The sequence below is a fragment of the Xenorhabdus thailandensis genome (genome assembly GCF_037996785.1).
GTDB classification, from domain to species: Bacteria; Pseudomonadota; Gammaproteobacteria; order Enterobacterales; family Enterobacteriaceae; genus Xenorhabdus; species Xenorhabdus griffiniae.
The window spans coordinates 25,698-49,641 of sequence record NZ_JBBMXF010000014.1 but is presented as its reverse complement, the minus strand read 5'-3'; the positions used below and the strand labels follow the sequence as shown (position 1 = coordinate 49,641).

Genomic DNA, 23,944 nt, shown 5'->3' with positions numbered 1-23,944 from the left:
TTTATTACCTTGCTTCTGCTTTTTCTGTTTTGCTTTCAGCCAGATCAAGATCACGCCCCAGCAACAGGATTGCCTTAGCGGCCATGTCACCCACCTGACCACGATATGATGAAATAACGCGAGCAAAGACGTTATAAATCACAACCGCAGGGATTGCTGCCACCAGCCCCAATGCGGTCGCTAACAGTGCTTCCGCAATCCCTGGTGCAACAACGGCCAGGTTAGTCGTTTGTGAATGAGCGATGCCGATGAAACTGTTCATAATCCCCCAAACAGTACCAAACAGCCCCACAAACGGAGAAATTGCACCAATGGTCGCCAGATAACCGTTACCACGCCCCATATGACGGCTAATTGCTGCGACAGCACGTTCCATACGGAAAGAAGTTCGCTCTTTAGTTCCAACCTTGTCAATACTGTCAACAGACAGGGTGCGCTCAGACTGTGCTTCACTTAACAACAGGCGACTGACGCTGCGATTGCCAAAATCTGCTGCAACTTTCACTGCCTCATCCAGATTGGCAACGTCAACCAAAGCCAATTGCTCTCTACGCAAACGACGGCGAGCCATTAAGAGTTCAGTACCTTTGGAGAAAAATAACGCCCATGTGATGACAGAAGCGATCACCAGTCCCACCATAACCGTTTTTACTACCGCATCTGCGTTTTGGTACATGCCCCAAACAGACAGATCCGTTGCAAAACCACCAGACTGGTTGCCAGAAACTTCTTTAATGGGTGCCACAACGGTTTCTTCCGTCGTCACCGTTACATTTTCTGTGGTATCAGCCGCCACGGTTTGCGCATCTGGGGTTGATGGTGCATCAGTTGTTGGTTCAGCCGCTTGCGGAGCTGAGGAAGATACTGGTGTTGCCGGAGCGGCTACCTGAGCAGCAGCCTGATTTTCTGGCGTGGCTGGTGTTGTATCAGCCCATGCTGAACTTGTTAATCCGAGTGCCAATAGAATAGAAGCTGTCAAATTACGCATCAGTTAGCCTTACTCTCTTTCTTATAGATTCTGTTACTTAGCAGTGAATCACGTTTACTCATCTTGCTAATCCTAATATGTCCTGAGTCATGGCTCACCTTTCAACCTTGTATCTTCACCCTCTCACAGCTTGATAGCTGCACTACAAGGTAAATTCAGGAAGATGCAGGTCTCGTTTGAACCCTAATCCAGGCCTCTTACCTCGGAAGAGGAAAAAGTCCGCTACAAATGATATCAGACATTTGGCGATTTGATAGTAATTATCATTACTATTTAATAAAAAAGTCCCACTTAATGATATTGCTTCGTTAATCAGTCTTAATCGACCATGCCAGCTCACCTTGAATTTTCGTCAAGTTGCTCGAATCTCTTTGGTAAAACTCTCCCAAATCTTTTAACTTGCTAATCATTATTTGAACAATTCTATTTAGATATATACCAATCTAACTTCAAGATGCGTTTGATTTCTCCCCGCCTTGCGGGGAGAAATCAGGTTTCATAGCGTGTTGTCAATGGCAACTTGAAGTTTAATGCGTATAGGCAGGAAATAACTTGGGGAAAGATGCCATGACAGAAAAAGAACTAGAAACTTTATTGGTTAATACAGGGAGACAAAAAAGATATACGCAAAGTGCCGTTAACCCACTGATTCAACGCACTTCGTCTGTCATTTTTGATACCGTTGAAGACTTAAAGCATGCTTTGAAGAACCGCGCCAAGGGCGAATTATTTTATGGACGCCGTGGCACTTTGACTCACTTTTCATTTCAGGCAGCGATGGCTGAGCTGGAAGGCGGGGCTGGCTGTGCACTTTATCCTTCCGGTACGGCAGCTATTGCCCATTCAATTTTGGCATTTGTGGCAACCGGTGATCATGTCTTAATGACAGGAACAGCCTATGAACCTACACAGGAGTTTTGCCAGCATGTTCTAAAAAAAATGGGGGTTTCCACCGATTATTTTGACCCCATGATCGGAGAAAATATTGCTTCGCTGATTCAGCCTAATACCAAAGTTATCTTTCTGGAATCACCTGGCTCCCTGACGATGGAAGTACAAGATATTCCTGCCATTGTGCGTGCTATTCGACAAGTCAATTCTGAGATTGTGATTATCATTGATAATACATGGGCGGCTGGCGTACTGTTTAAAGCCCTGGATTTTGGCATCGATATTTCTATCCAATCCGCCACCAAATATATTATTGGTCATTCCGACGGGATGCTGGGTACAGCTGTCGCCAATGCACGATGTTGGGATCAGCTTAGAGAAGGATCTTACCTGCTAGGACAAATCGCCGATCCCGATACAGTGTATATGGCAAACCGAGGGCTGCGAACGTTAGCGATTCGTTTAAAACAACACGAAGAAAACAGTATAAAAATTGCCAAATGGCTTGCACAGCGGCCGGAGGTTGCCGAGGTTTATCATCCTGCCCTACCTTCTTGCCCAGGGCATCAATTCTTTCAACGCGATTTTACTGGCTCCTGTGGGCTATTTTCTTTTCTCCTGAATACCCAGCTTACACACCAACAATTTGCTGATTATCTCGATAACCTGAATCATTTTAAGATGGCCTTTTCGTGGGGAGGTTTTGAGTCATTGATTTTAGGCATTCAACCAGAAACGCTGCAACAACTGCGTCAATATCCTTCGCCGAAAAAAACTGGCACTTTATTCCGCGTCCATATTGGACTGGAAAATCTACAAGACTTGATTGATGATCTGGAAGCAGGTTTTGCTCGTTTGGCAACTCGTTAACTTTCACCTTTAAACTATGGCTATCTCTTTATTTTATTGCGTATTTGCAGATAGCCGTGGTTTCCCCTGATGCGGAACAAATCACCCTCTATCTCATCATTTTGCGGTACACTGGGGTAGATCTGTCTGTTAATTATGTTTACTCGCAAAAGTCACAGGATAAATAATGGAAACGTTAAGCGAGATTGTTCATGCACTCTGGCATCATGATTTTAACCAACTTGCCAACCCTGATGTCATCTGGGTGATTTATGGCGTTCTCTTTGTCACGTTAGTGCTGGAGAACGGGCTACTGCCAGCCGCCTTTTTACCCGGCGATACTCTGCTGGTGCTCTCCGGTGCCTTAATTGCCAAAGGTGTCATGAGTTTCATCCCCACGGTAGTTCTACTCACTATCGCGGCAAGCCTGGGTTGTTGGCTGGGTTACTTACAGGGGCGCTGGCTCGGCCATACCCGTATTGTCAAAAACTGGTTGGCTCAACTTCCTTTGCAATATCGCCAACGTGCCGATACGTTATTCTCTAAACACGGTCTGTCTGCCCTACTTATCGGACGCTTTTTAGCGTTTGTTCGCACTCTTCTACCTACATTTGCCGGTATTTCTGGACTAAATAATAAACGCTTTCAATTTTTTAACTGGTTAAGTGGCTTTTTATGGGTCATTATTATCGTGGGTTTTGGCTATGCCTTGAACCAGATCCCTTTCGTTAAGGCACATCAAGATATGGTCATGAATATTTTGGTGATTTTGCCTATCATTCTGTTGATCAGTGGGTTGTCAGCTTCTGTACTGATGTATTGCCGTCATAAGAGAGGAGCAGCAAAGAAAAAAAAATAACGGGCTTATCGTCTTAACACGATCGCAAAAAACCACTATTTTTTCTATTTACTTGATTTTCTATTTACTTGACTATCATCTTACTGGATTATCAACTCAATAATTGAACAACCAGAGTCCATTCCAACAGGTACTGTTACTGCTAACTATTTAAGCTGTGCTCAAATTTAACGTGCTGAATAACGCCCCCTGCATGGGATGGACAACCTCATTAACCAACCCACATCGAAATTAGGTTTAGGCGTAATAGGAGGTAATAATGGGTCAGCAAACAATTATTAAACTCGCTGATGAAAATCACATGCCACAATTGGGGCTTGGCGTTTGGAAAGCGAGTAATGAACAGGTTGTTAAATCTATCCATACCGCATTAGAAGTCGGCTATCGCTCCATTGATACAGCAGCAATTTTTCATAATGAAGATGGTGTGGGAAAAGCCTTGCAGGAAACTGATATCCCACGTGAAGAAATTTTCATCACCACCAAACTTTGGAATGATCGCCATCTGGATGCTCGTGCAGCACTACAAGAAAGCCTAGATAAACTACAGTTAGATTATGTTGATCTCTATCTCATTCAATGGCCAATGCCTGAACAGGATCATTATGTTGATGCATGGAAGCAACTGATTGAACTGAAAGAAGCTGGCCTGACCCACAGTATTGGAGTATGTAATTTTCATATCGAGCACTTACAAAAAATAATACAGGAAACAGGTGTCGTTCCCGTGATCAATCAAATTGAATTGCACCCTTTGCTGCAACAGCGACAACTTCACTCATGGAATGCCACCCACCACATTACAACCGAGTCCTGGAGTCCGTTATCACGGGGTGGAAAAGGCGTTTTTAATTCTCCACTGGTTGAACGTCTAGCACTTAAATACGGCAAAACCCCAGCACAAGTTGTGATTCGTTGGCATCTTGAATGCGGCATGATTGCCATTCCTAAATCTATTACGCCTTCCCGTATTAAAGAAAATTTTGATGTATTTGATTTCAGACTGGAAAAAGAAGACTTAACAGCTATGGCTGAACTGGATATTGGGAAGCGGATAGGCCCAAATCCCGATAATTACAATCAATTCTAGCCACACTGCACAGGAACAATAAAGCTTGTTCCTGTGCAGTCAGATCAAACTATACCTATGTTAATAGAGTGACAAAAATCATTGAATCCATACTGGTGCTTAATTTGCCAGTTTTAAGCTCGCAGCCTATTACCTCCTCATCTGTAGGAGTACTTCATCCCATTGAGCATAAGTATTTCCATATTGTTTTTGATGGGCAGATAATGTTTGTCATGCAGGAAAAATATCAAAAAAATTGTCGGGTTTTAACCCGACTTTAACCAAATAACCTAAGACTTTTTTATTTTTATGTTTTATAACGTTTATAGGATATACCAATCTAACTTCAAGATGCGTCTGATTTCTCCCCGCTTCGCGGGAGAAATCAGACTTCATATCGTGTTGTAAATTGCGACTTGAAGTTTAATGCGTATATAAAAATATTATTTTATAATTAATTTAACTGGATAACTCTAATGACAATAATTTTTATTTACTGAGGTTCTATGCCTATTCATCTATCTGAACTAACCCTACCATTATTGCTTCACCAAAACCATAATATTGCTAACGGTTGCAATTTGTAAATCGCAATTATTATCAATTATTGAATGATAGGCCAATCTCCCTCCATTATTTAATCTGTAAAAATGACTAACATCAACCTCCGCTAACCAGGTATCCCTAAAGAACTTTTTCCATATAAATCATCATCAAAAACAGGGCAAGAGCGTGAATGCTCACTTCTTGCCCAATACCGTAAATCCTGCGACTAATACCTTGTCCAGATAGTTAATATCCATGCTCGCAAGCCGTTGTTTTCGGCGAATACTCGCTTTTTTGGTTGTTTCTGCCCGCAACATATTGACACTGATATGACGCATACATCCCAATATTTCAGCCGATTCTCCCCGATGGATAAGGCAAGCATCTTCTCCCATAGTGACATCAAGAACCCAATGTAATCGTGTTTCGATCCCCCAATGGCTCCTGACAGCGGTCGCAAATTTATCCGTGTTTAGCTCCGCTGAACTGATGTAATAACGATAATCGAGCGACTCTTTTCCTTTATTATTAATTCGATACCCGATTGCTACGCCGATGCTTTTTAAGTTTTTCCATTCAGGAAATGGTTGAGATAACGCTTGTGCAGACAATACATGATATTCACGCGCTTCTATACGACCATGCCCTTGTTCTATCGTGATATTTTCGGCATGACTCACTGCTGAGACTTGCGCAGACAACGCCTTCTTGACGGCGTGATACAGCGTTTCCTGATTGCCTTTCACCGCCAGAAGATAGTCACCTTCTTGCTGCACAATTTGTTCCGCAATCTTCGTTTGACATCCCATCGCATCAATCGTTATCAGGCAGCCTTTGATATCCAGCAAACGGAGTAATTTAGGGATCGCAGTGATTTCATTGGACTTTTTGTCTGTCTTCAATTGCCCCATCACAACGCCATTCTGGGTGGCAAACGCACTTACATCGACTGCCGATCCTTGCCGTGATAAGTTCCCCGCAATGTTTTCCCGTCAATGGCGATAATTTCCCCTTCAGAACGTTCATTAATCCCTTGAACCCACTGGATAAAACAGTGCTGAAACTCAACAGGATTGAGACGAGAAATAAGTCGAGCGATAGAATCATGTCCCGGTATTCCATTCGGGAAAAGTGATTTTTTTTGATACCAGTCCAGATACGTTTCGCCGAAATCTTCAATATCTTCCCATCCTTCCGCGCCGGCGATGATGGATGTAATTGCCAGAAAAAGGATATCAAACAAAGGATAACTGATTTAGACGACTGGCGAGGGTCTGTTAACGTACTGAAATATTGAGAAAAGGCATTGATGCTCATGAGAATACTTCCTAAAAAAAGAAGGATGAGATGATGTTTTTTCTTATCCGTCAACCCTAAATTTTGTTAACAAAAAATTCACGCTCTCACCCTGTCATCAAAAACAGAGACCAAATAACTATCGTTTTTTCATATAGTGATGTTATGTGCAATATTTCGAGCAATACCACCTGACGTATATTTTGTTTTCCCTGGGTTGGAGTCTTTTTCATAATTAAATCGAAACAAAGCTAGTGATAACTACTTTAGAAAAACCAACTGTTACGATCTAATTCACTCTAGAAAAAGAGTAATTTCAGGATAAGAAGAGAAAAGGATTTTTCCTGAGATTTTAATACGTTAAACTCCAGGTTATCCATTTTTCTCATATCATGTCCTTCAAGTTTTCTATTATTTTTAGACATGTTTTTATTCTATTGAGTCATGCCAGTAAAGCGTATTTTTATACATTATGTCTGTAGTGAGAAAGAGATCGTAAATCTAATGATATGTAACGTGATATAACATTAAAAATGTGATCTCGATCTTGAATTTTATACTTATATCCCTATCCAATTGGGCGAAGGTTTACGGCGAGAAAACAGGGGCCTGAACTCCGTTTTTCAGCCAGACTTAGGCCATAAGAACCTGAATAGTATTCTTCCCATAAAACACTATAATTTATCAATTAAATTAAAAATATTAATAATAACTATGTTTACTATTTATATATAAACCATGTTATAGACTTACTTCACAACGCTAAATAACTGGCATATTAGACAGATAATTGAAACATGCTACATGTTTATGACAGCGTTCAATCTATCTATTTACATCAACGTTCCGAATAAAAACTTAAGGAAATGATAATGGTTTACATAGTTATTTCTTTATTAATGCTTATCCCTTTTTTCTTCATCTTAAAGCGCTTCCTGTTGTCACGCCGGATCCACCATAATGCAGCGGGGATCTTACTTGCAATCGTAGCTATGGCCTTTCATATGTATGTCTTTCGTTTTAACAATATTCCGATTGTACATATTAATGTTTCCAACCAGCCGATTGTGTTTTACGGCGCAGTAATGATTGCGCTTCTACACGGCATACTCTATTCCATTTGTTTCAAGCGGTACTATGGAAAGGATATTGATAATGAGGAAAATCATCAGCACGATCCCCAACCGTAATGTTACCGTTGGGGATCATCACCTTGCTCTTTACTATCCGCTTCATCAGAAGGTCTAGTATTGGCAGTCAGCAGATAAGGGGATTGTTGCCAGCGACTAGGATACAATTTCAGCAAGTTATGAGCCAAAATAAATCCAATAGCCAAAGATAACAGGAGCATTACTCTAAGTAAGTTAGTTGTGTTATCGACCTGTTTAGCCTCAGTTGCCAATCGATGCGTATCCAGTGTCAGGCGAAGGAAACCTTTTGGATGATTTTTTCCTGGTATCGGCACAACAATTTGTTGGTTGAAATAACCACTGGATTTTTTGCCTTCCAACGATAATCGTTCACGAACAGAAACCGGTTCACCACTTCGTGCTATCTGTGTGCCATTCTCCAAATAGACACTGGCATCCAAAATGCGACTGTTGCGAGTCAAGTAATCTAAGCTAGCAACAATCTTTTTATTATTAAGATCTTTGCTACCATTATCCATATAATCAGACAAGCTGAATGCGACCTGTTTTGCCAATGTTTTCGCCAGATCTTCAAATTGATCCATATGCGCTTGTTGTTGAGAACGGCTGAAATAGGAAACACCCTGCATCAGCAGTACTAACAGTGCTATACATATTAATATAATCGCCGTCTTGTGCAGTCTAACTTTTAGCTTTGCTTTTATCATGATTATCTCATCCCATACTTAGAAAGCACATGTTGCCAGATGCAGTAATGATAGGATAGTTTGAAAAGCGCTTTTTACCTGCACCAAATTATATGGAATTACAGGAGTCGATGTTCATGTCTAATAATCTGGCCTATCGCTACTTACCGGATGAGATCCATAAATGGCCCGGATTACCCTTATCCCTCAGCGGCGATGAAGTCATGCCACTGGATTACCGGGCAGGAGATAGTGGTTGGTTGCTGTATGGACGTGGTTTGGATAAACAACGTATCAGCGAATTCCAGCACCGATTGGGGGTAGCCATTGTGGTCGTCTCTTCATGGCGAATCGATGATTATCAGGTTGTCCGTATTGCCGGTAGCCTTTCACCTCGTATTAAACGACAGGCAGATGAATGCCGTTTAGATGTCGTTCCCTTGGGGCAGATCCCTCGACTCCGCTCGCCTGGCTTATTAGTGATGGATATGGATTCTACCGCTATCCAGATTGAATGCATTGATGAAATTGCCCACCTGGCTGGCGTTGGTGATAAAGTGGCGGAAATCACCGAACGGGCGATGCAAGGCGAACTGGATTTTTCAGAAAGTCTGCATGAGCGAGTTGCTCAGTTGGCAGGCGCCGATGTATCAATCTTGCAACAAGTAATGGAAACACTTCCTCTCATGCCAGGGCTAACCAGCCTAGTTCGCAAATTACAATCATTGGATTGGCACGTCGCAATTGCTTCCGGTGGTTTTACTTTCTTTGCCGATAATCTTCGCCAGCAACTACGCCTTTTTGACGCAGTCGCCAATCAATTGGAGATAAAAGATGGCAAGCTAACCGGTAAGGTCAAAGGGCCAATTGTCGATGCAAAATACAAGGCAACTACGCTGATAAGATTGGCAAAAGCACTGAACATTCCTCTGAGTCAAACCGTTGCTATTGGGGATGGTGCCAATGATCTGAAAATGATCCGCAAGTCAGGATTGGGAATAGCCTATCATGCTAAACCAAAAGTTTACGCCCAGGCCAAAGTTGCTATCCGCCATGCAGATTTAATGGGCGTCCTATGTGTGTTGAGCGGTGGTTTGAAACATGAAGAACGCTAATGCTCACAGGAAAAAGTGATTATATTGAGGGAGTACAAAGTGGCAAAAGCAGCAAAACGGGCATTTGTCTGTAACGAATGCGGTGCGGATTACCCTCGTTGGCAGGGGCAATGTACCGCATGCCACGCATGGAATACCATTACGGAAGTGCGTTTAGCCGCAGCTTCATCATCCCGTAATGAGCGTTTCAGTGGCTATGCCGGAAATGCTGGAATCAGTAAGGTACAAAAACTCTCTGATATCAGCCTGGAAGAACTGCCTCGTTTTTCAACAGGGTTTAAAGAGTTTGACCGTGTACTCGGCGGTGGTGTGGTTCCTGGCAGTGCCATTTTGATTGGCGGTAACCCTGGTGCGGGGAAAAGTACCTTACTTTTACAAACCATGTGTCAGCTATCAACCCAGATGAAAACCCTTTATGTAACAGGGGAGGAGTCATTACAACAAGTAGCGATGCGAGCACATCGGCTGGGTTTGCCGGCAGATCACTTGAATATGCTATCAGAAACCAGCATTGAGCAGATTTGTCTGATTGCAGAGCAAGAACAACCTAAACTGATGGTAATTGATTCAATTCAAGTCATGCATATGGCAGATATCCAATCGTCACCAGGCAGTGTTGCACAAGTCAGGGAAACTGCCGCCTACCTGACACGGTTTGCCAAAACCCGTGGCGTTGCCATCATTATGGTTGGACATGTAACAAAAGATGGCACGTTGGCAGGCCCCAAGGTACTCGAACACTGCATAGACTGCTCCGTCATGCTGGATGGTGAAACGGATTCCCGTTTCCGCACCCTGCGCAGCCATAAAAACCGCTTCGGTGCCGTTAATGAACTCGGTGTATTCGCAATGACCGAACAGGGGTTACGGGAAGTCAATAATCCTTCCGCCATTTTCCTGAGTCGTGGCGATGAAATTACTTCGGGCAGTTCGGTCATGATTGTCTGGGAAGGTACTCGTCCTCTACTCGTTGAAATTCAGGCATTAGTCGATCATTCCATGATGTCAAACCCACGTCGCGTAGCCGTAGGTCTTGAACAAAACAGGTTGGCTATTCTGCTTGCCGTTCTGCACCGACACGGCGGGTTACAAATGGCTGATCAAGATGTTTTTGTAAATGTAGTAGGTGGGGTAAAAGTAACGGAAACGAGTGCTGATCTAGCGTTATTACTTTCTCTGGTTTCCAGTTTCCGTGACCGGCCTCTGCCCCGTGATCTGGTGGTATTTGGAGAAGTGGGACTGGCAGGAGAAATTCGTCCCGTTCCCAGCGGACAAGAACGCATTTCAGAAGCAGCCAAACACGGTTTTAAACGCGCTATTGTTCCCCATGCTAACATGCCGAAAAAATCACTACCTGACATGAAAGTATTTGGCGTCAAAAAACTGGCTGATGCGTTGTCTGTTCTGGATGATCTGGATTAAGATACTATCCTTTGTTCCTTTTAGGTCTATACGCATTAAACTTCAAGTTGCCATTGACAACACGCTATGAAACCTGACTTCTCCCCGCTTCACGGGGAGAAGTCACACGCATATTGAAGTTAGATTGGTATATCTATCCAATAGAACTTGAAATCTATTAACCTACTAATTAAGAAGAGTATTTTCTCACCAACCATCGCATATCAAACAAGAAAAATAATAAATTTTGGGTAAATATTTTTATTCATTCTGTTTAAATAAAACACAAAATAGTTAATCACTATATTATTTAAATTTTTTCTATTCTTACACATGATGTTATTTATATATACGCATTAAACTTTAAGTTGCAATTTATAACATTAAATGAAACCTGATTTCTCCCCGCTAAGCGGGGAGAAATCACACGTATCTTGAAATTAGATTGGTATAACTAATAAATCCAGATAGCCTGTTTAATGAAAATTGAACAGACGCTGTTGTCATTCACTTTTATTGTTTAACTACCAATTTAGCATGTGATTATTTTATTTAATATAAATAGCCGATTATCCAATTTTAAATATTTATTATAGTTAAGATAACGGAATTTAATCTCAAACAATCAATAAACAACCAATTTTGTTTTTACCTTTCACAACAAGCATGTTACTTTGTTTAGTATACTAAACATAAAGAGAGGGTATTATGGGACAATTTGACTATTTAAAAGAAGCAATCAAACAGGCTGGTTACACGTTACAGCAGGTTGCTGATGCCAGCGGAATGACCAAAGGCTATCTAAGCCAACTTATTAATGACAAAATAAAAAGTCCTAGCGCACAGAAACTGGCTTCTCTTCACCAATATCTAGGGTTAGCGTATCCTATGGAAAAGAAAACCGTCGGAATTGTGTTTGGTAAATTTTACCCATTACACACTGGGCACATTTATTTGATTCAGCGAGCATCCAGTCAAGTTGATGAGCTACATGTTGTTCTTTGTTATGACGAAGTGCGTGATCGTGAATTATTTATCAACAGTTCGATGTCTCAACAACCTACTGTAAGTGACCGTTTAAGATGGTTGCTGCAAACATTCAAGTATCAAAAAAATATTCATATCCATGCGCTTAATGAACAAGGAATGGAGCCTTACCCAAATGGCTGGGAAGCGTGGAGTCAAAGCGTTAAGTCGTTTCTGGCAGCAAAAAACATTAATCCTAATTATATTTATTCCAGTGAAGCACAGGATGTTCCTCGTTATAAAGAATACTTTGGCGTTGAAACTGTGCTCATCGATCCACAACGCTCATTCATGAATATTAGCGGCAGCCAAATCCGCCAGGCGCCTTTCCGTTACTGGGAATATATCCCTACAGAAGTAAAACCATTTTTTGTGCGTACAGTGGCTATTCTTGGCGGAGAATCGAGCGGGAAATCGACATTAGTGAATAAACTGGCCAACATGTTTAACACTACCAGTGCATGGGAATATGGACGCGAATACGTATTTTCCCATCTGGGAGGAGATGAAATGGCTTTGCAATACTCAGATTACGATAAAATTGCATTAGGCCATGCTCAATACATTGATTTTGCAGTTAAATACGCCAATAAAGTGACATTTATCGATACTGATTTTGTGACAACGCAGGCATTTTGCAAACGCTACGAAGGAAAAGAACATCCTTTCGTTCAGGCGATGATTGATGAGTATCGATTTGATTTAGTTATTCTTTTAGAAAACAATACACCGTGGATCGCAGATGGTTTAAGAAGTTTAGGCAGCAAGCAAGATCGAAAAGAATTTCAACATTTGCTAGAACGTTTGTTGAAAAAAAATAATCTCGATTATGTCCGTGTCGATTCCCCAGATTATGATCAGCGTTTTCTACGTTGCGTTGAGCTGGTTCAACAGATGTTAATGGAATAACGAACTTTTTTATATAAAATAGATTACACTGATATTATTAGCACAACTAATTGATGGTTCTTTATTATTTAGTGTAATCTTTTTCTTTTTATATTTACCCTATTTTAACAATGAGTTAAATGTTTACTTTGGTTATTTTCACAGATGTAATAAGATAGATTGTGATAATAATATTTTTTGATACTTTAATTTTCCTGTTTTGACTTGAATTACAGAAAAATAAGTCATTTAATGAATGGACCTATTGATTTATTTATATAAAATTTATTGATTACTAACAAACCCACAAATATCCTAGGTATTTATATTGATAACGGAGGTAAAGAAAAATAATAGTAAAGTATTAACGGAATATAAAGTGACTTTTTCTCTTATTATAAAAATGGAATAAAAATAAAAGAATTTATGCTATTTTTTCGACGTTGGTTTAAGCATAATTCATTAATGTTTTTGATTTTTATTCCAAGACTAAGAAACATCTCATTCATGAGATACTCATTGTAAATAATAATTGACATAAGATGAGTATCCTTAGTAAATATGTTTCACATGTAGACTATTTTTACCCTAACAATATCATAAGGATATCAGTATTGTTACGAATGAATTTAGACAGCATATGTTTAAGGAAAAAGCTTTAATCTTCTAACTTAATTGTGTTGAGAATATGAACTTAAATCAATTTAAATCGATTGAGGTTATCAATATTTCATATGGTTTAACTGATGCAACAGTTAGTCATGGAATGATTTCAGATATCACATTTTCTATTGTACCAGGTGAAATTACTTTGATAACAGGGCCAAGGGCATCGACTAATCGTACAATGTTGTCGATTGCATCGGGTATGTTACAACCAGATCAAGGAGATGTATTAATTAATAATAACAAATTGAAACTAATGAATGATGTTGAATTAGGAAAATTTCATCATGAAAATAGCGGGTTTATTTTCCAAGATTTCAACTTATTTAGCGAACTCACTCTATTAGATAACTTGTTATTATCAACGTCTTATGGATTATCACTGACTCGCGAGCAAGCCGAAAAAATCGCACAAAAATCGCTGGATATTGTGAAGTTAGGCGATAAAAGCCGTTATTACCCAGGAGAGCTGTCTGAAAATGAGAAACAATCGGCTGCAATGGCAAAAGCCATTGTCAGAAGACCTGAATATTTATTTGCAGATGATCCAACACGCAATTTAGATCATCAGGTATTTCAGACATTCATTAATATCTTTAAATTTATTGCCCACGAGCAGAAAGGTACGGTTGTCATTGCCTCCCAAGATAAACGCCTGATGCAACATGCAGATAGCGTTATCACTTTAGCAAGTGGAAAGGCAACTAAGACTTATGAATCCATGCTGAATCAACGAGTTTTAGTGTCGTAATGACAATGAGTTATACCAATCTAACTTCAAGATGCGTGTGATATCTCCCCGCTTCGCGGGGAAGTATCAGGTTTCATATAATGTTGTCAATGGCAACTTGAAGTTTAATGCGTATAGTTACTATCAATAAAAAAACGGCCTAATATTAGGCCGTTTTTTCTGCCAGGCTTACTTGCTGATCTTTTTATATTTAATGCGGTGAGGCTCTAGTGCTTCCGCTCCCATAGTCCGCTTTTTGTAATCTTCGTATTCGCTGAAGTTTCCTTCAAAGAAGGTAACTTTACCTTCATCCTGATAATCAATAATGTGTGTTGCGATACGGTCAAGGAACCAACGGTCATGGGAAATAACCATCGCACAGCCTGGGAATTCCAGTAGGGCATTTTCCAATGCACGCAAAGTTTCAACGTCTAAATCGTTAGTTGGTTCGTCAAGCAGTAACATGTTGCCGCCAACTTGCAGCAGTTTAGCTAAATGCAGACGACCACGCTCACCACCAGACAATTCACCAACACGCTTGCCTTGATCTACGCCTTTGAAGTTAAAGCGACCCACATAGGCACGGCTCGGAATTTCAAAGTTACCAATGCGCATAATGTCTTGGCCGCCAGAAACTTCTTCCCAAACGGTTTTGCTATCATCCATGCTATCGCGGAACTGCTCAACAGAAGCTAATTTAACCGTTTCACCCAGTGTAATTGAACCAGAATCTGGCTGCTCCTGACCGGACAACATACGGAACAGCGTTGATTTACCTGCACCGTTCGGGCCGATGATCCCAACAATAGCCCCTTTTGGCAAAGAGAAATTCAAGTTGTCGATCAGTACACGATCACCATAAGACTTGGTTAGATTGGTGACTTCCAGCACCTTGTCCCCCAAACGTGGGCCAGGTGGAATAAACAATTCACTGGTTTCATTACGTTTCTGGTAATCAACACTATTCAGTTCTTCAAAGCGCGCTAAACGTGCCTTGCCTTTTGCCTGACGTCCTTTCGGATTTTGGCGGATCCACTCAAGTTCTTTCTCAATGGATTTACGACGAGCCGCTTCTGACGCCGCTTCCTGTGCCAGACGTGCATCTTTTTGTTCCAGCCATGAAGAGTAGTTGCCTTCCCACGGAATACCCTCACCACGGTCAAGCTCTAAGATCCAACCAGCAACGTTATCAAGGAAGTAACGGTCGTGGGTGATCGCAACCACTGTGCCTTCATAATCGTGCAGGAAGCGCTCCAGCCATGCGACAGATTCAGCATCAAGGTGGTTAGTGGGTTCGTCAAGCAACAGCATGTCTGGTTTTTCCAACAACAGCTGGCAAATCGCTACACGACGGCGTTCACCACCAGACAAATGTTCAATCTTCGCATCCCATGCAGGCAGACGCAAAGCATCAGCCGCTCGCTCAAGCTGATTATCCAGATTGTGGCCGTCATGGGATTGGATAATCGCTTCCAGTTCACCTTGCTCTTTTGCCAGCTTATCGAAATCCGCATCTGGATCAGCATAAGCAGCATAAACTTCATCCAGGCGAGTCAACGCATTTTTAACTTCGCTAACAGCTTCTTCCACAGCTTCACGAACCGTATGTTCAGGATTAAGCTTAGGTTCTTGCGGCAGATAGCCGATTTTAATACCCGGTTGTGGACGTGCTTCTCCCTCAATATCTTTATCAATACCCGCCATGATACGCAGTAAAGTAGATTTACCAGCACCATTGAGGCCGAGAACACCGATTTTTGCTCCAGGGAAAAAACTCAGAGAAATATTTTTCAGAATATGCTTTTTAGGAGGAACAACTTTTCCCACACGATGCATACTATAAACAAATTGAGCCAATGTAGTTTACCTTTTGATTATCTGCTTAATGGATCTGGTATTGTACGACTTCTTTTTAACTTGCCAACTGAGGAAGTTGGATCTTTCTCGCTGTAATCACTGTCCTGCCTTTTTTATCACCTTGTCGTTCTCACAGATAGAAGTATATACTATGTATAAACGTTCATAGTGGAGGTTTGTATGTCTACTGCCATTAAAAAATGGGGAAATAGTCAAGGAATTATTATACCTACCCATATCCTCAATCAGGTTGGTCTGAAAACCGGTGAAGCGCTGGATATGCAGGTTGATTCTGGAAAAATTATTTTAACCCCAAAGAGAAAAAGGAAAATCTTCTCTGAGAGTGCGCTGCTTGCGGATATTAATGAGCATAATTCTCATGCGGATGAATTAGCAATCACGACCAGCACGGAGTTAGGTTCATAATGTCTCCTTACTTACCTAAAAGAAATGACATAATTTTCCTTGATTTTGAACCCGTTAAAGGAAAAGAGATCGGTAAGTACCGACCGGCACTTGTTCTTTCAAGTGAGGAATACAATAAAAAAACTGGGTTAGTCATGATATGTCCAATTAGTACAAGTATCCGTGGTGGAATGACTGAAGTGCCAGTAAATAATCTGGCAAAAGCAAGCGTTGTTGCTGCAAGTCTGATTCAAACATTGCCATGGAAAGACAGGAAATCCCAGTTTGTAACTGAAGCTGAATCTGATGTGATGGACGAGGTTTTGGCTCGATTGATTTCATTGATTGGCGCAAATCATTTTTTCGAATAACCTAACCCGACTCATACGGATTTCTCTTTTCTAGTGCCGCTTAACTGCTGTTTTATTGCGTCTCAATTTTAATATGCCGCAGTTCCTGCTGGGATCCCGCACGCCTGGAGCAAATGAATTTTGTCTTTTGATTAAAAAATCGTTTGTATTTATCGAGCCTGGATGGTGTATTTTACCTATCCAATTATAAAATAACACTTTTTCAGCGTTTTCCATTTGGTATGACAATTGTAATAACTCATACCAATAATATGATTATAATTACATAACATCTTAACAATTCACTTGGACAACGCACCTGAGCAAGCATTTAGACACAGGGCATTTGGACACTGATAGTAGTCTTCCGAAGGGGTACGTGGGAATGAGTAAGTGGCAGCATTTCATTACGGCTGTGAGTATGGTTTCTGTTGTTACTGGAGTGGCACATGCCGATTCTCTGGATGACCAACGTCAACGATATCAAGCAATAAAGCAGGCATGGGATGCCAAAAATAGCGCGGAAGTGGCACGTCTGATGCCAACGCTGAAAAATTATCCCCTGTATCCCTATCTCGAATATCGTCAATTATCTCAGGATCTAGCAACGTCCACACCTCAGCAAGTTCAGCACTTTATTAATACTCACCCTACCTTGCCACCAGCTCGTTCGCTAGCATCACGATTTATCAATGTGCTAGCAAACAATAATGATTGGCGCGGCATCTTGGCATTCAGTCCCAACCCACCAAATACCGTTGCAGAACGCTGTGATTATTACTTTGCGCAATGGGCCACAGGACATCAACAAGTCGCCTGGCAAGGTGCCCAAGAAATTTGGCTCAATGGCAACGCATTACCTGGTAGCTGCGATAAACTACTCACTGCCTGGGAGCAAGCTGGATACCTGTCTACCAATTTAATTTTACAGCGTATCGAATTAGCTATGAAAGCCAATAACACCACACTGGTTACCTATCTTGCCAAACGCTTGCCATTACGCTATCAGGGCTTGGGTACGAGCTTGCTGAAGCTGCAACGTGATCCAAAATTAATTGAACAGTTTGCCACAACTACCACACCAACCGACTTCACCCGCTCAGTTACCATAACGACCTTTTCTCAATTTGTCCGCATAAATGCTGAACTTGCCAGAGCAAGCATCCCTACCCTTGTCCACGCACAAAAGATGAATCACGCCGAGCGACAACAATTAAAAGACATCGTCGCATGGCAATTGATGGGAAACGTCACACCAGAGCAGGCAAAATGGCGGGATGATACCATTCGTGACTCACACTCTATCAAATTGATTGAAAGGCGTGCCCGCTTGGCACTGAGGGATGGCGATCATTCTGGGCTTGAAGAATGGATTTTGTTACTGCCACAAAAAGCGTTGCAACAAGATGAATGGCAATATTGGCATGCTATTATTTTGCTCAATCAAGGGAAAAGCGCAGAAGGCAACGCGATATTACGTAAGCTGACCGAACATCGTGGTTTTTATCCCATGGCGGCAGCCCAGAAATTAGATATTTCTTATCCTCTGACCATCAACAAATCAGAGAGGCCAGATCTTTCCATCACCACTATGCCGGAAATTAAGCGCATACGGGAATTACTGTATTGGAATATGGATAATTTGGCACGCTCAGAATGGCTCCTCCTGGTTTCTTCGCAAGATCGCGTGAAACAAGAAAAGTTGGCCCGTTATGCATTTGAGCAGCATTGGCCCGCATTCAGTGTACAAGCTACCATTGCGGGAAAAATGTGGGATCACCTTGAAGAGCGTTTCCCGATGGCATGGCAAAACGAATTTGCAAACTTCACGTTAGATAAAAATATTTCACAAAGTTACGCCATGGCAATTGCCCGTCAGGAAAGTGCCTGGGATCCACAGGCTCGTTCTTCCAAAGGAGCCACTGGATTAATGCAAATCATGCCAAAAACCGCCGAGCATACCGTGAAGAGTAAGAAAATTCAGGGTTATGTCAACAGCAATCAATTAATGAACCCGATTACGAATATTGAAATTGGTACCGCTTATCTGGAGTCTGTCTATCAGCGTTTTGGCAATAATCGTATTCTTGCTAGCGCCGCTTATAATGCCGGCCCTGCAAATGTTGAGCGTTGGTTAACTAATACCGCTGGAAACATTGATCCCATCGCCTTTATTGAAAGCATTCCTTTTGCGGAAACGCGTACTTATGTCAAAAATGTTCTTGCCTACGACATGTTCTACCATAATTTTATGGGGAAAATGTCAAATGTACTGACAAGTGCTGAATGGCAAAGACGTTATTAATTTAAAATAAATATGGTATGCTGCCGTACTAGTTAAATAGTATGGCAGCTAATTATGACACAAAATCATTTGATTGATCCGGCACTTTCCCCAGAAGGTAGTGATGACTGGCTCAATTTTGTCGAGTTGTTAAAAGAAGCGTTTGAACAAGATTTGCAACATTCTATTTTGCAGCTATTATTGACTCCCGATGAGCGTACAGCTCTGTCAACGCGGGTTCGGATTGTTCAGGAATTAATGCGTGGGCAAATGAGCCAGCGCGAACTGAAAAATGAGCTAGGCGTTGGTATTGCAACAATTACACGTGGTTCAAACAGCTTAAAGAACGCACCAGCTCATGTTAAGAAATGGCTGGAGGATCAGTTACTAACTGATTGATAATAGCTACGATAAAATCACAAATGAAATAATTCAGTGGGGGCATCTAATCCTACCCCCACACAACTAAGTATCGTAAAAATTAGTTACTCAACTCTTTGTAAATTTCATGATGGATAGGCACAAGAGCCAGTATCAGAGCTTGATGATAAACGCTGGTACGCGTCAGGATACCATGGGTGAAAAAGCCAATCGCACCACCTTTCTGCTTGATATTATCGACGCCAGTTACATTCGCCATTTCATGGCCAAGTTCGCGTCCTTTACGAATACCTTCCAAGACTTTTTCTGGCAACATAAGACTAGCAGAACGCGATTCTCCCCGAATTTGTTTATGTTCAACAACCATCCAGGCAAACGTCATGTCATCTTCAATTCCTGCTTCAACCCCAACCCAGAAATCAGCTTCTGGCCGGACTTGGCGAGCAGCCATAACTCGATGACGTGCGCCTGTGCGAGTTTCAGTATTACCAATGGGTTGCTGAGGTACACTACTATCTACATTTACATCTTCTATATGATAGGTGCCTGGGCCAAAAACATCATCGAATGCAAGGCTAATCGCTTTTATCTTCGCAGGGTTAGTTGTTGCTGCAATAACGTGGTACATATAAATAAATTATCCTTTGAACTATTTCATGATGCAGTATAACGGAAAATAACTATGTTACAGGTCTATCTTGTTCGTCATGGCGAAACCGAATGGAATGTGGCTCGCCGTATTCAGGGACAATCTGACAGTCCTCTGACTGAAACTGGCCGGCGTCAAGCTCACTTGGTCGCGCAGAAAGTTAAATCAGAAAACATTACTCATGTTATCACCAGTGACCTTGGTCGGACACGCCAAACAGCAGAAATCATCGCTCAAGCTTGTGGCTGCGACATCATACTGGAACCACGCCTGCGAGAGTTAAATATGGGTATTCTGGAAAATCGCGAACTGACTTCCCTCACACCAGAAGAAGAATCTTGGCGTAAAAGTCTTGTGGATGGTACACCAAATGGGCGGATCCCAGAAGGTGAGTCGATGCATGAAGTGTCTACCCGTATGCGTGCCGCACTGGAAAATTGCCTTAACCTGCCTGCGGGTAGCCGCCCACTGTTGGTCAGTCATGGAATAGCCCTCGTCAGTTTGATCGGCTCTATTCTGGGCCTTCCCGCTAACTCAGAACGCCGTCTACGGTTGAGAAATTGTTCCATTTCACGGGTAGATTACCAGGATAGTCCATGGCTGGCCCCAGGTTGGATAGTTGAAACAACGGGCGATATCACTCATCTGGATATGCCCGCCTTGGATGAATTACAAGGTTAACGTTCAATTGGGATGAGATACTCAAATTCCACAACATGGTTTTGTGTCTCATTCCCAAGATTTTTCCATTCAAGATTAGTGAGGTAATATCGCTCGACATCATATCCCTTTCTGCGAGTTATATTTAGTGTAGGCAGACAAACGCCATAAACTGTAAAGAGAAATTCTTGTAACTGCTCTTTATCACCAAAATAACTAAATGAAATATAATCCCCACTCGGCAAGACGACTGGACGGCTATCTTTGGTATCAAAGGTAGCATATTTTGGCTCTATAGCCGTGGTATAGAACACCGTTTGTTCATCTTCATTCTCCATACAGGGGGCTGTATGGTATAACCCATAAAGTCTCGGTGGTAATACCTCAGCATTCTGTAGATAGTTAATCCAAAACTCATAACGCATATTCTTGCAATCTTCTGACCATTGCTCAAGCGTGTAACTGCAAGTATGCTCAGTGCCGATAAGTGATTTCTCTTCCAATGTGACAAATTTGTGCTCTGGCAGAGGTTTGTTATCCAGCAAGATAGGGGGACATATTCCTTTTGCACGCCACTCTTCACTTCGACGATAGGCTGCCGGCGTTCGGTCAAACTGTTTTTTGAAAGCTCTTGTGAAAGTTTGCTGAGAATCAAAGCGATATTGCAAGGCAATGTCCAAGATAGGACGACTGGTTAAACGTAATGCAACGGCAGCTCTGGATAACCTTCTCGCACGGATATAAGAACCTATTGCCTGGCCTGTTACCTCCTTAAACATACGCTGCAAATGCCATTTGGAGTAACCTGCTTTTGCTGCAACGTTATCAAGAGACAACGGACGATCCAGATTATTATCTACCCAATGCAGCAAGTCCCGAATGATGTTGGTTTGATCCATACATCTCCCTCAGTCATTAAGACAAAAAGAAAATTATACAAATGTAAAATAACTTATTTGATTGAAAAACAAATACTTTTCTAAAAAAGGATATTCTTTAATTTGATCAATAATCAACACCTATACTTTTCCCAAAATATACCTATTCCAGAAATAATTACCCTTTATTACTGTTACTTAATGAAAGTAATTCCGCGTGTACAATTATGCTAAGATTATTCCATTAAGAATATTGATTGTTACATTGATGCTACCAACAAACCATCAATAAAATTAACCAAGGTTTTCCTTGGAATAAATTAATAGTAGAATTAGCAATATGTCAAGCATTGTCTTGGAAAATAATTCAACTTGTTAAATTATAAAGTAAAATGTATTTTCTACTAATGTGATGAATGTCGACCTAATTTCAATGGTATTAAATTTTAAAGACCATGACTTACTCGTCTTGGATACATATTCAGCTATAATGCCCTGGTTTTCCATCACAGATACATTTTCAGTGAAAATAATTTAATTAAATTCATTGGGCTACATTATATGTGAATAATAGATATTTTCACTGTATTTATTTAATTCAATTGGACTAAATATGGTAATAATGAAGAAAATAGTGATAGCGGCTACCTTACTTTTTTTGCCTGTAGTTCTGCATGCCGAAGAGATCGGTTCTGTTGACACAGTGTTCAAACTTTTTGGTCCCGATAACAAGATAGTAATAGAAGCCTTTGATGACCCTGACGTGACAAATGTCACCTGTTATCTGAGCAGAGCCAAGACAGGAGGGCTTAAGGGAGGGTTGGGATTGGCAGAAGATACATCTGATGCAGCCATATCCTGCCAGCAAGTTGGACCGATTGAATTAGCAGATAAGATAAAGAAATCCCCAAAAAAAGGGCAAGTCGTCTTCCAGAAACGCACTTCCTTGGTATTTAAAAAATTGCAGGTTGTCCGCTTCTATGATCCAAAGCGTAATTCACTAATTTATTTAACTTACTCTGACAAAGTCATCGATGGTTCGCCTAAAAATGCAATCAGTGCTGTGCCGATTATGCCGTGGAAAGAGTGAATAACTCATCACCGAAACAAGAAAAGCCCTGATGCCATAAGACATACGGGGCTTTTAAGATACGCCATGTAGAAAATCTACTTACTAAAAAGTATTAATTAGTCTTCTAAATCACCACAGAAACGGTAACCTTCACCGTGGATGGTCGCAATAATTTCTGGGGTATCTGGTGTCGATTCGAAATGTTTACGAATACGACGAATAGTCACATCAACAGTACGATCGTGAGGTTTCAGTTCACGGCCCGTCATTTTTTTCAACAATTCTGCGCGAGTTTGGATTTTTCCTGGATTCTCACAGAAATGAAGCATCGCACGGAATTCGCTACGCGGCAGTTTGTAATGATCTCCCATCGGGCTAACCAAAGATCGGCTATTAATATCCAACTCCCATCCATTGAACTTATAACTTTCAACTTGGCGACGCTCTTCACCTGGATGACTCAGGTTCATTGTCCGCGAAAGCAAATTACGTGCACGGATGGTTAATTCGCGTGGGTTAAATGGCTTAGTTATATAATCATCAGCACCGATTTCGAGACCAAGAATTTTGTCCACTTCATTATCACGGCCGGTTAAGAACATCAACGCAACATTTGCCTGCTCACGTAATTCACGGGCAAGAAGTAAGCCATTTTTACCTGGCAGATTGATATCCATAATGACTAAATTGATATCGTTATCTGACAAAATGTTGTGCATTTCTGAACCATCATTGGCTTCATACACAACATACCCTTCAGCCTCAAAAATACTCTTAAGGGTATTGCGTGTGACAATTTCGTCTTCAACAATCAAAATGTGCGGGGTTTGCATGGTTGCTACCTAAAATCGCTAAAAAACAGAATCTGTATGGCACAAGCTGCTATTATTAAAAGAAAATATGCTGATCTTGTTCTGAATGACAGAAAACCAGCTTATGCCCGAAATAAACGTTTTGATATGTTTTACGCTAAAAGCTAGCGTCGCTTTCCTAGAGGGCACATACCCGATTAAACGAGGCTTCTATATTAGTCTATTAACAGCAATATAACAGCTAGTAATGCATTTGCCTTCTAAAAAAACTAACTTTTGTTGATACATATCAAAATCAATTGTAGCACGTTAACATTAATTGTAATTGTTAATTTTTATCCAGGCCATTTGTTATTAAATTGAATAAATTACGTTAATGAATGTTAAATTATCGTGAATACTTACAAAGATTCACTTGACATTAAAATATCCAGA

Annotated in this window: 20 protein-coding genes and 1 pseudogene; 14 read left to right on the top strand and 7 right to left on the bottom strand. The window is 41.2% G+C overall.

Annotated elements, in window-relative coordinates; genetic code table 11:
* Window positions 1-4 precede the first annotated feature (4 nt).
* On the bottom strand, window positions 5-988 hold the full coding sequence (exbB, locus tag AAC853_RS14940; protein ID WP_338883309.1) for a tonB-system energizer ExbB: 984 nt from the start codon (window positions 986-988) through the stop codon (window positions 5-7).
* 567 nt (window positions 989-1,555) lie between these two features.
* Here exbB and metC point away from each other — a divergent pair.
* The 3 genes from metC to dkgA all read left to right on the top strand — a co-directional run bounded on the left by metC (window position 1,556) and on the right by dkgA (window position 4,677).
* Complete coding sequence (metC, locus tag AAC853_RS14935) at window positions 1,556-2,749, top strand: cystathionine beta-lyase (protein ID WP_338883311.1); 1,194 nt, start codon at window positions 1,556-1,558, stop codon at window positions 2,747-2,749.
* Window positions 2,750-2,915: 166 nt separating this feature from the next.
* On the top strand, window positions 2,916-3,587 hold the full coding sequence (locus AAC853_RS14930) for a DedA family protein (protein WP_338883313.1): 672 nt from the start codon (window positions 2,916-2,918) through the stop codon (window positions 3,585-3,587).
* Window positions 3,588-3,846: 259 nt separating this feature from the next.
* The gene (gene dkgA / locus AAC853_RS14925; RefSeq protein ID WP_338883315.1) at window positions 3,847-4,677 is read left to right on the top strand and encodes a 2,5-didehydrogluconate reductase DkgA; all 831 of its coding nucleotides are present in this window, start codon (window positions 3,847-3,849) and stop codon (window positions 4,675-4,677) included.
* Window positions 4,678-5,396: 719 nt separating this feature from the next.
* Here the strand turns inward: dkgA and AAC853_RS14920 are convergent.
* Window positions 5,397-6,519, bottom strand: a pseudogene (locus AAC853_RS14920) (ISAs1 family transposase).
* Window positions 6,520-7,370: 851 nt separating this feature from the next.
* Here AAC853_RS14920 and AAC853_RS14915 point away from each other — a divergent pair.
* Window positions 7,371-7,688: a hypothetical protein gene (locus tag AAC853_RS14915; protein ID WP_338883316.1), complete on the top strand. Its 318-nt coding sequence runs from the start codon at window positions 7,371-7,373 to the stop codon at window positions 7,686-7,688.
* 2 nt (window positions 7,689-7,690) lie between these two features.
* Here the strand turns inward: AAC853_RS14915 and AAC853_RS14910 are convergent, their stop codons facing one another.
* A complete protein-coding gene (locus tag AAC853_RS14910) occupies window positions 7,691-8,356 on the bottom strand; it encodes a YtjB family periplasmic protein (protein WP_338883317.1) in 666 nt (221 codons plus the stop codon).
* Window positions 8,357-8,472: 116 nt separating this feature from the next.
* Here AAC853_RS14910 and serB point away from each other — a divergent pair, with 116 nt between their 5' ends.
* The 4 genes from serB to AAC853_RS14890 all read left to right on the top strand — a co-directional run bounded on the left by serB (window position 8,473) and on the right by AAC853_RS14890 (window position 14,182).
* Complete coding sequence (gene serB, locus AAC853_RS14905; RefSeq protein ID WP_340615008.1) at window positions 8,473-9,450, top strand: phosphoserine phosphatase; 978 nt, start codon at window positions 8,473-8,475, stop codon at window positions 9,448-9,450.
* Window positions 9,451-9,489: 39 nt separating this feature from the next.
* Complete coding sequence (gene radA / locus AAC853_RS14900) at window positions 9,490-10,872, top strand: DNA repair protein RadA (protein ID WP_340615007.1); 1,383 nt, start codon at window positions 9,490-9,492, stop codon at window positions 10,870-10,872.
* Between the two features lie 687 nt (window positions 10,873-11,559).
* The gene (gene nadR / locus AAC853_RS14895) at window positions 11,560-12,786 is read left to right on the top strand and encodes a multifunctional transcriptional regulator/nicotinamide-nucleotide adenylyltransferase/ribosylnicotinamide kinase NadR (RefSeq protein WP_338883321.1); all 1,227 of its coding nucleotides are present in this window, start codon (window positions 11,560-11,562) and stop codon (window positions 12,784-12,786) included.
* A 667-nt stretch (window positions 12,787-13,453) separates the two neighbouring features.
* A complete protein-coding gene (locus tag AAC853_RS14890) occupies window positions 13,454-14,182 on the top strand; it encodes an ATP-binding cassette domain-containing protein (RefSeq protein ID WP_340615006.1) in 729 nt (242 codons plus the stop codon).
* Between the two features lie 168 nt (window positions 14,183-14,350).
* Here the strand turns inward: AAC853_RS14890 and ettA are convergent, their stop codons facing one another.
* Window positions 14,351-16,018 carry an energy-dependent translational throttle protein EttA gene (gene ettA / locus AAC853_RS14885; RefSeq protein WP_338883324.1) on the bottom strand — a complete coding sequence of 556 codons (1,668 nt, stop codon included), beginning with the start codon at window positions 16,016-16,018 and terminating at the stop codon, window positions 14,351-14,353.
* A gap of 180 nt (window positions 16,019-16,198) precedes the next feature.
* Between ettA and AAC853_RS14880 the strand changes: the two genes are divergently transcribed.
* The 4 genes from AAC853_RS14880 (at window position 16,199) to trpR (ending at window position 19,456) form a co-directional block, all read left to right on the top strand.
* A complete protein-coding gene (locus AAC853_RS14880; protein ID WP_340615005.1) occupies window positions 16,199-16,444 on the top strand; it encodes an AbrB/MazE/SpoVT family DNA-binding domain-containing protein in 246 nt (81 codons plus the stop codon).
* Window positions 16,444-16,794, top strand: a complete 351-nt coding sequence (locus AAC853_RS14875; protein ID WP_340615004.1) for a type II toxin-antitoxin system PemK/MazF family toxin — start codon at window positions 16,444-16,446, stop codon at window positions 16,792-16,794. The genes AAC853_RS14880 and AAC853_RS14875 overlap by 1 nt, the downstream gene beginning before the upstream one ends.
* Before the next feature lie 364 nt (window positions 16,795-17,158).
* Window positions 17,159-19,078, top strand: coding sequence for a murein transglycosylase (sltY, locus tag AAC853_RS14870; protein ID WP_340615003.1), 1,920 nt, complete (start codon window positions 17,159-17,161; stop codon window positions 19,076-19,078).
* 54 nt (window positions 19,079-19,132) lie between these two features.
* Entirely contained in the window at window positions 19,133-19,456 is a 324-nt protein-coding gene (trpR, locus tag AAC853_RS14865) for a trp operon repressor (RefSeq protein ID WP_338883329.1), read from the top strand.
* 82 nt (window positions 19,457-19,538) lie between these two features.
* Here the strand turns inward: trpR and yjjX are convergent, their stop codons facing one another.
* Window positions 19,539-20,066, bottom strand: a complete 528-nt coding sequence (gene yjjX / locus AAC853_RS14860; protein ID WP_338883331.1) for an inosine/xanthosine triphosphatase — start codon at window positions 20,064-20,066, stop codon at window positions 19,539-19,541.
* A 54-nt stretch (window positions 20,067-20,120) separates the two neighbouring features.
* Between yjjX and gpmB the strand changes: the two genes are divergently transcribed.
* A complete protein-coding gene (gene gpmB / locus AAC853_RS14855) occupies window positions 20,121-20,768 on the top strand; it encodes a 2,3-diphosphoglycerate-dependent phosphoglycerate mutase GpmB (RefSeq protein WP_338883332.1) in 648 nt (215 codons plus the stop codon).
* On the opposite strand, the gene robA is transcribed toward gpmB, so the two are convergent.
* Window positions 20,765-21,646, bottom strand: a complete 882-nt coding sequence (robA, locus tag AAC853_RS14850) for an MDR efflux pump AcrAB transcriptional activator RobA (protein WP_340615002.1) — start codon at window positions 21,644-21,646, stop codon at window positions 20,765-20,767. The genes gpmB and robA overlap by 4 nt on opposite strands.
* Before the next feature lie 592 nt (window positions 21,647-22,238).
* Between robA and creA the strand changes: the two genes are divergently transcribed.
* Window positions 22,239-22,715, top strand: coding sequence for a protein CreA (gene creA, locus AAC853_RS14845; protein WP_340615001.1), 477 nt, complete (start codon window positions 22,239-22,241; stop codon window positions 22,713-22,715).
* Window positions 22,716-22,813: 98 nt separating this feature from the next.
* Here creA and arcA read toward each other — a convergent pair whose 3' ends face one another.
* Window positions 22,814-23,530, bottom strand: coding sequence for a two-component system response regulator ArcA (gene arcA, locus AAC853_RS14840; protein WP_074022800.1), 717 nt, complete (start codon window positions 23,528-23,530; stop codon window positions 22,814-22,816).
* Between the last annotated feature and the right edge of the window lie 414 nt (window positions 23,531-23,944).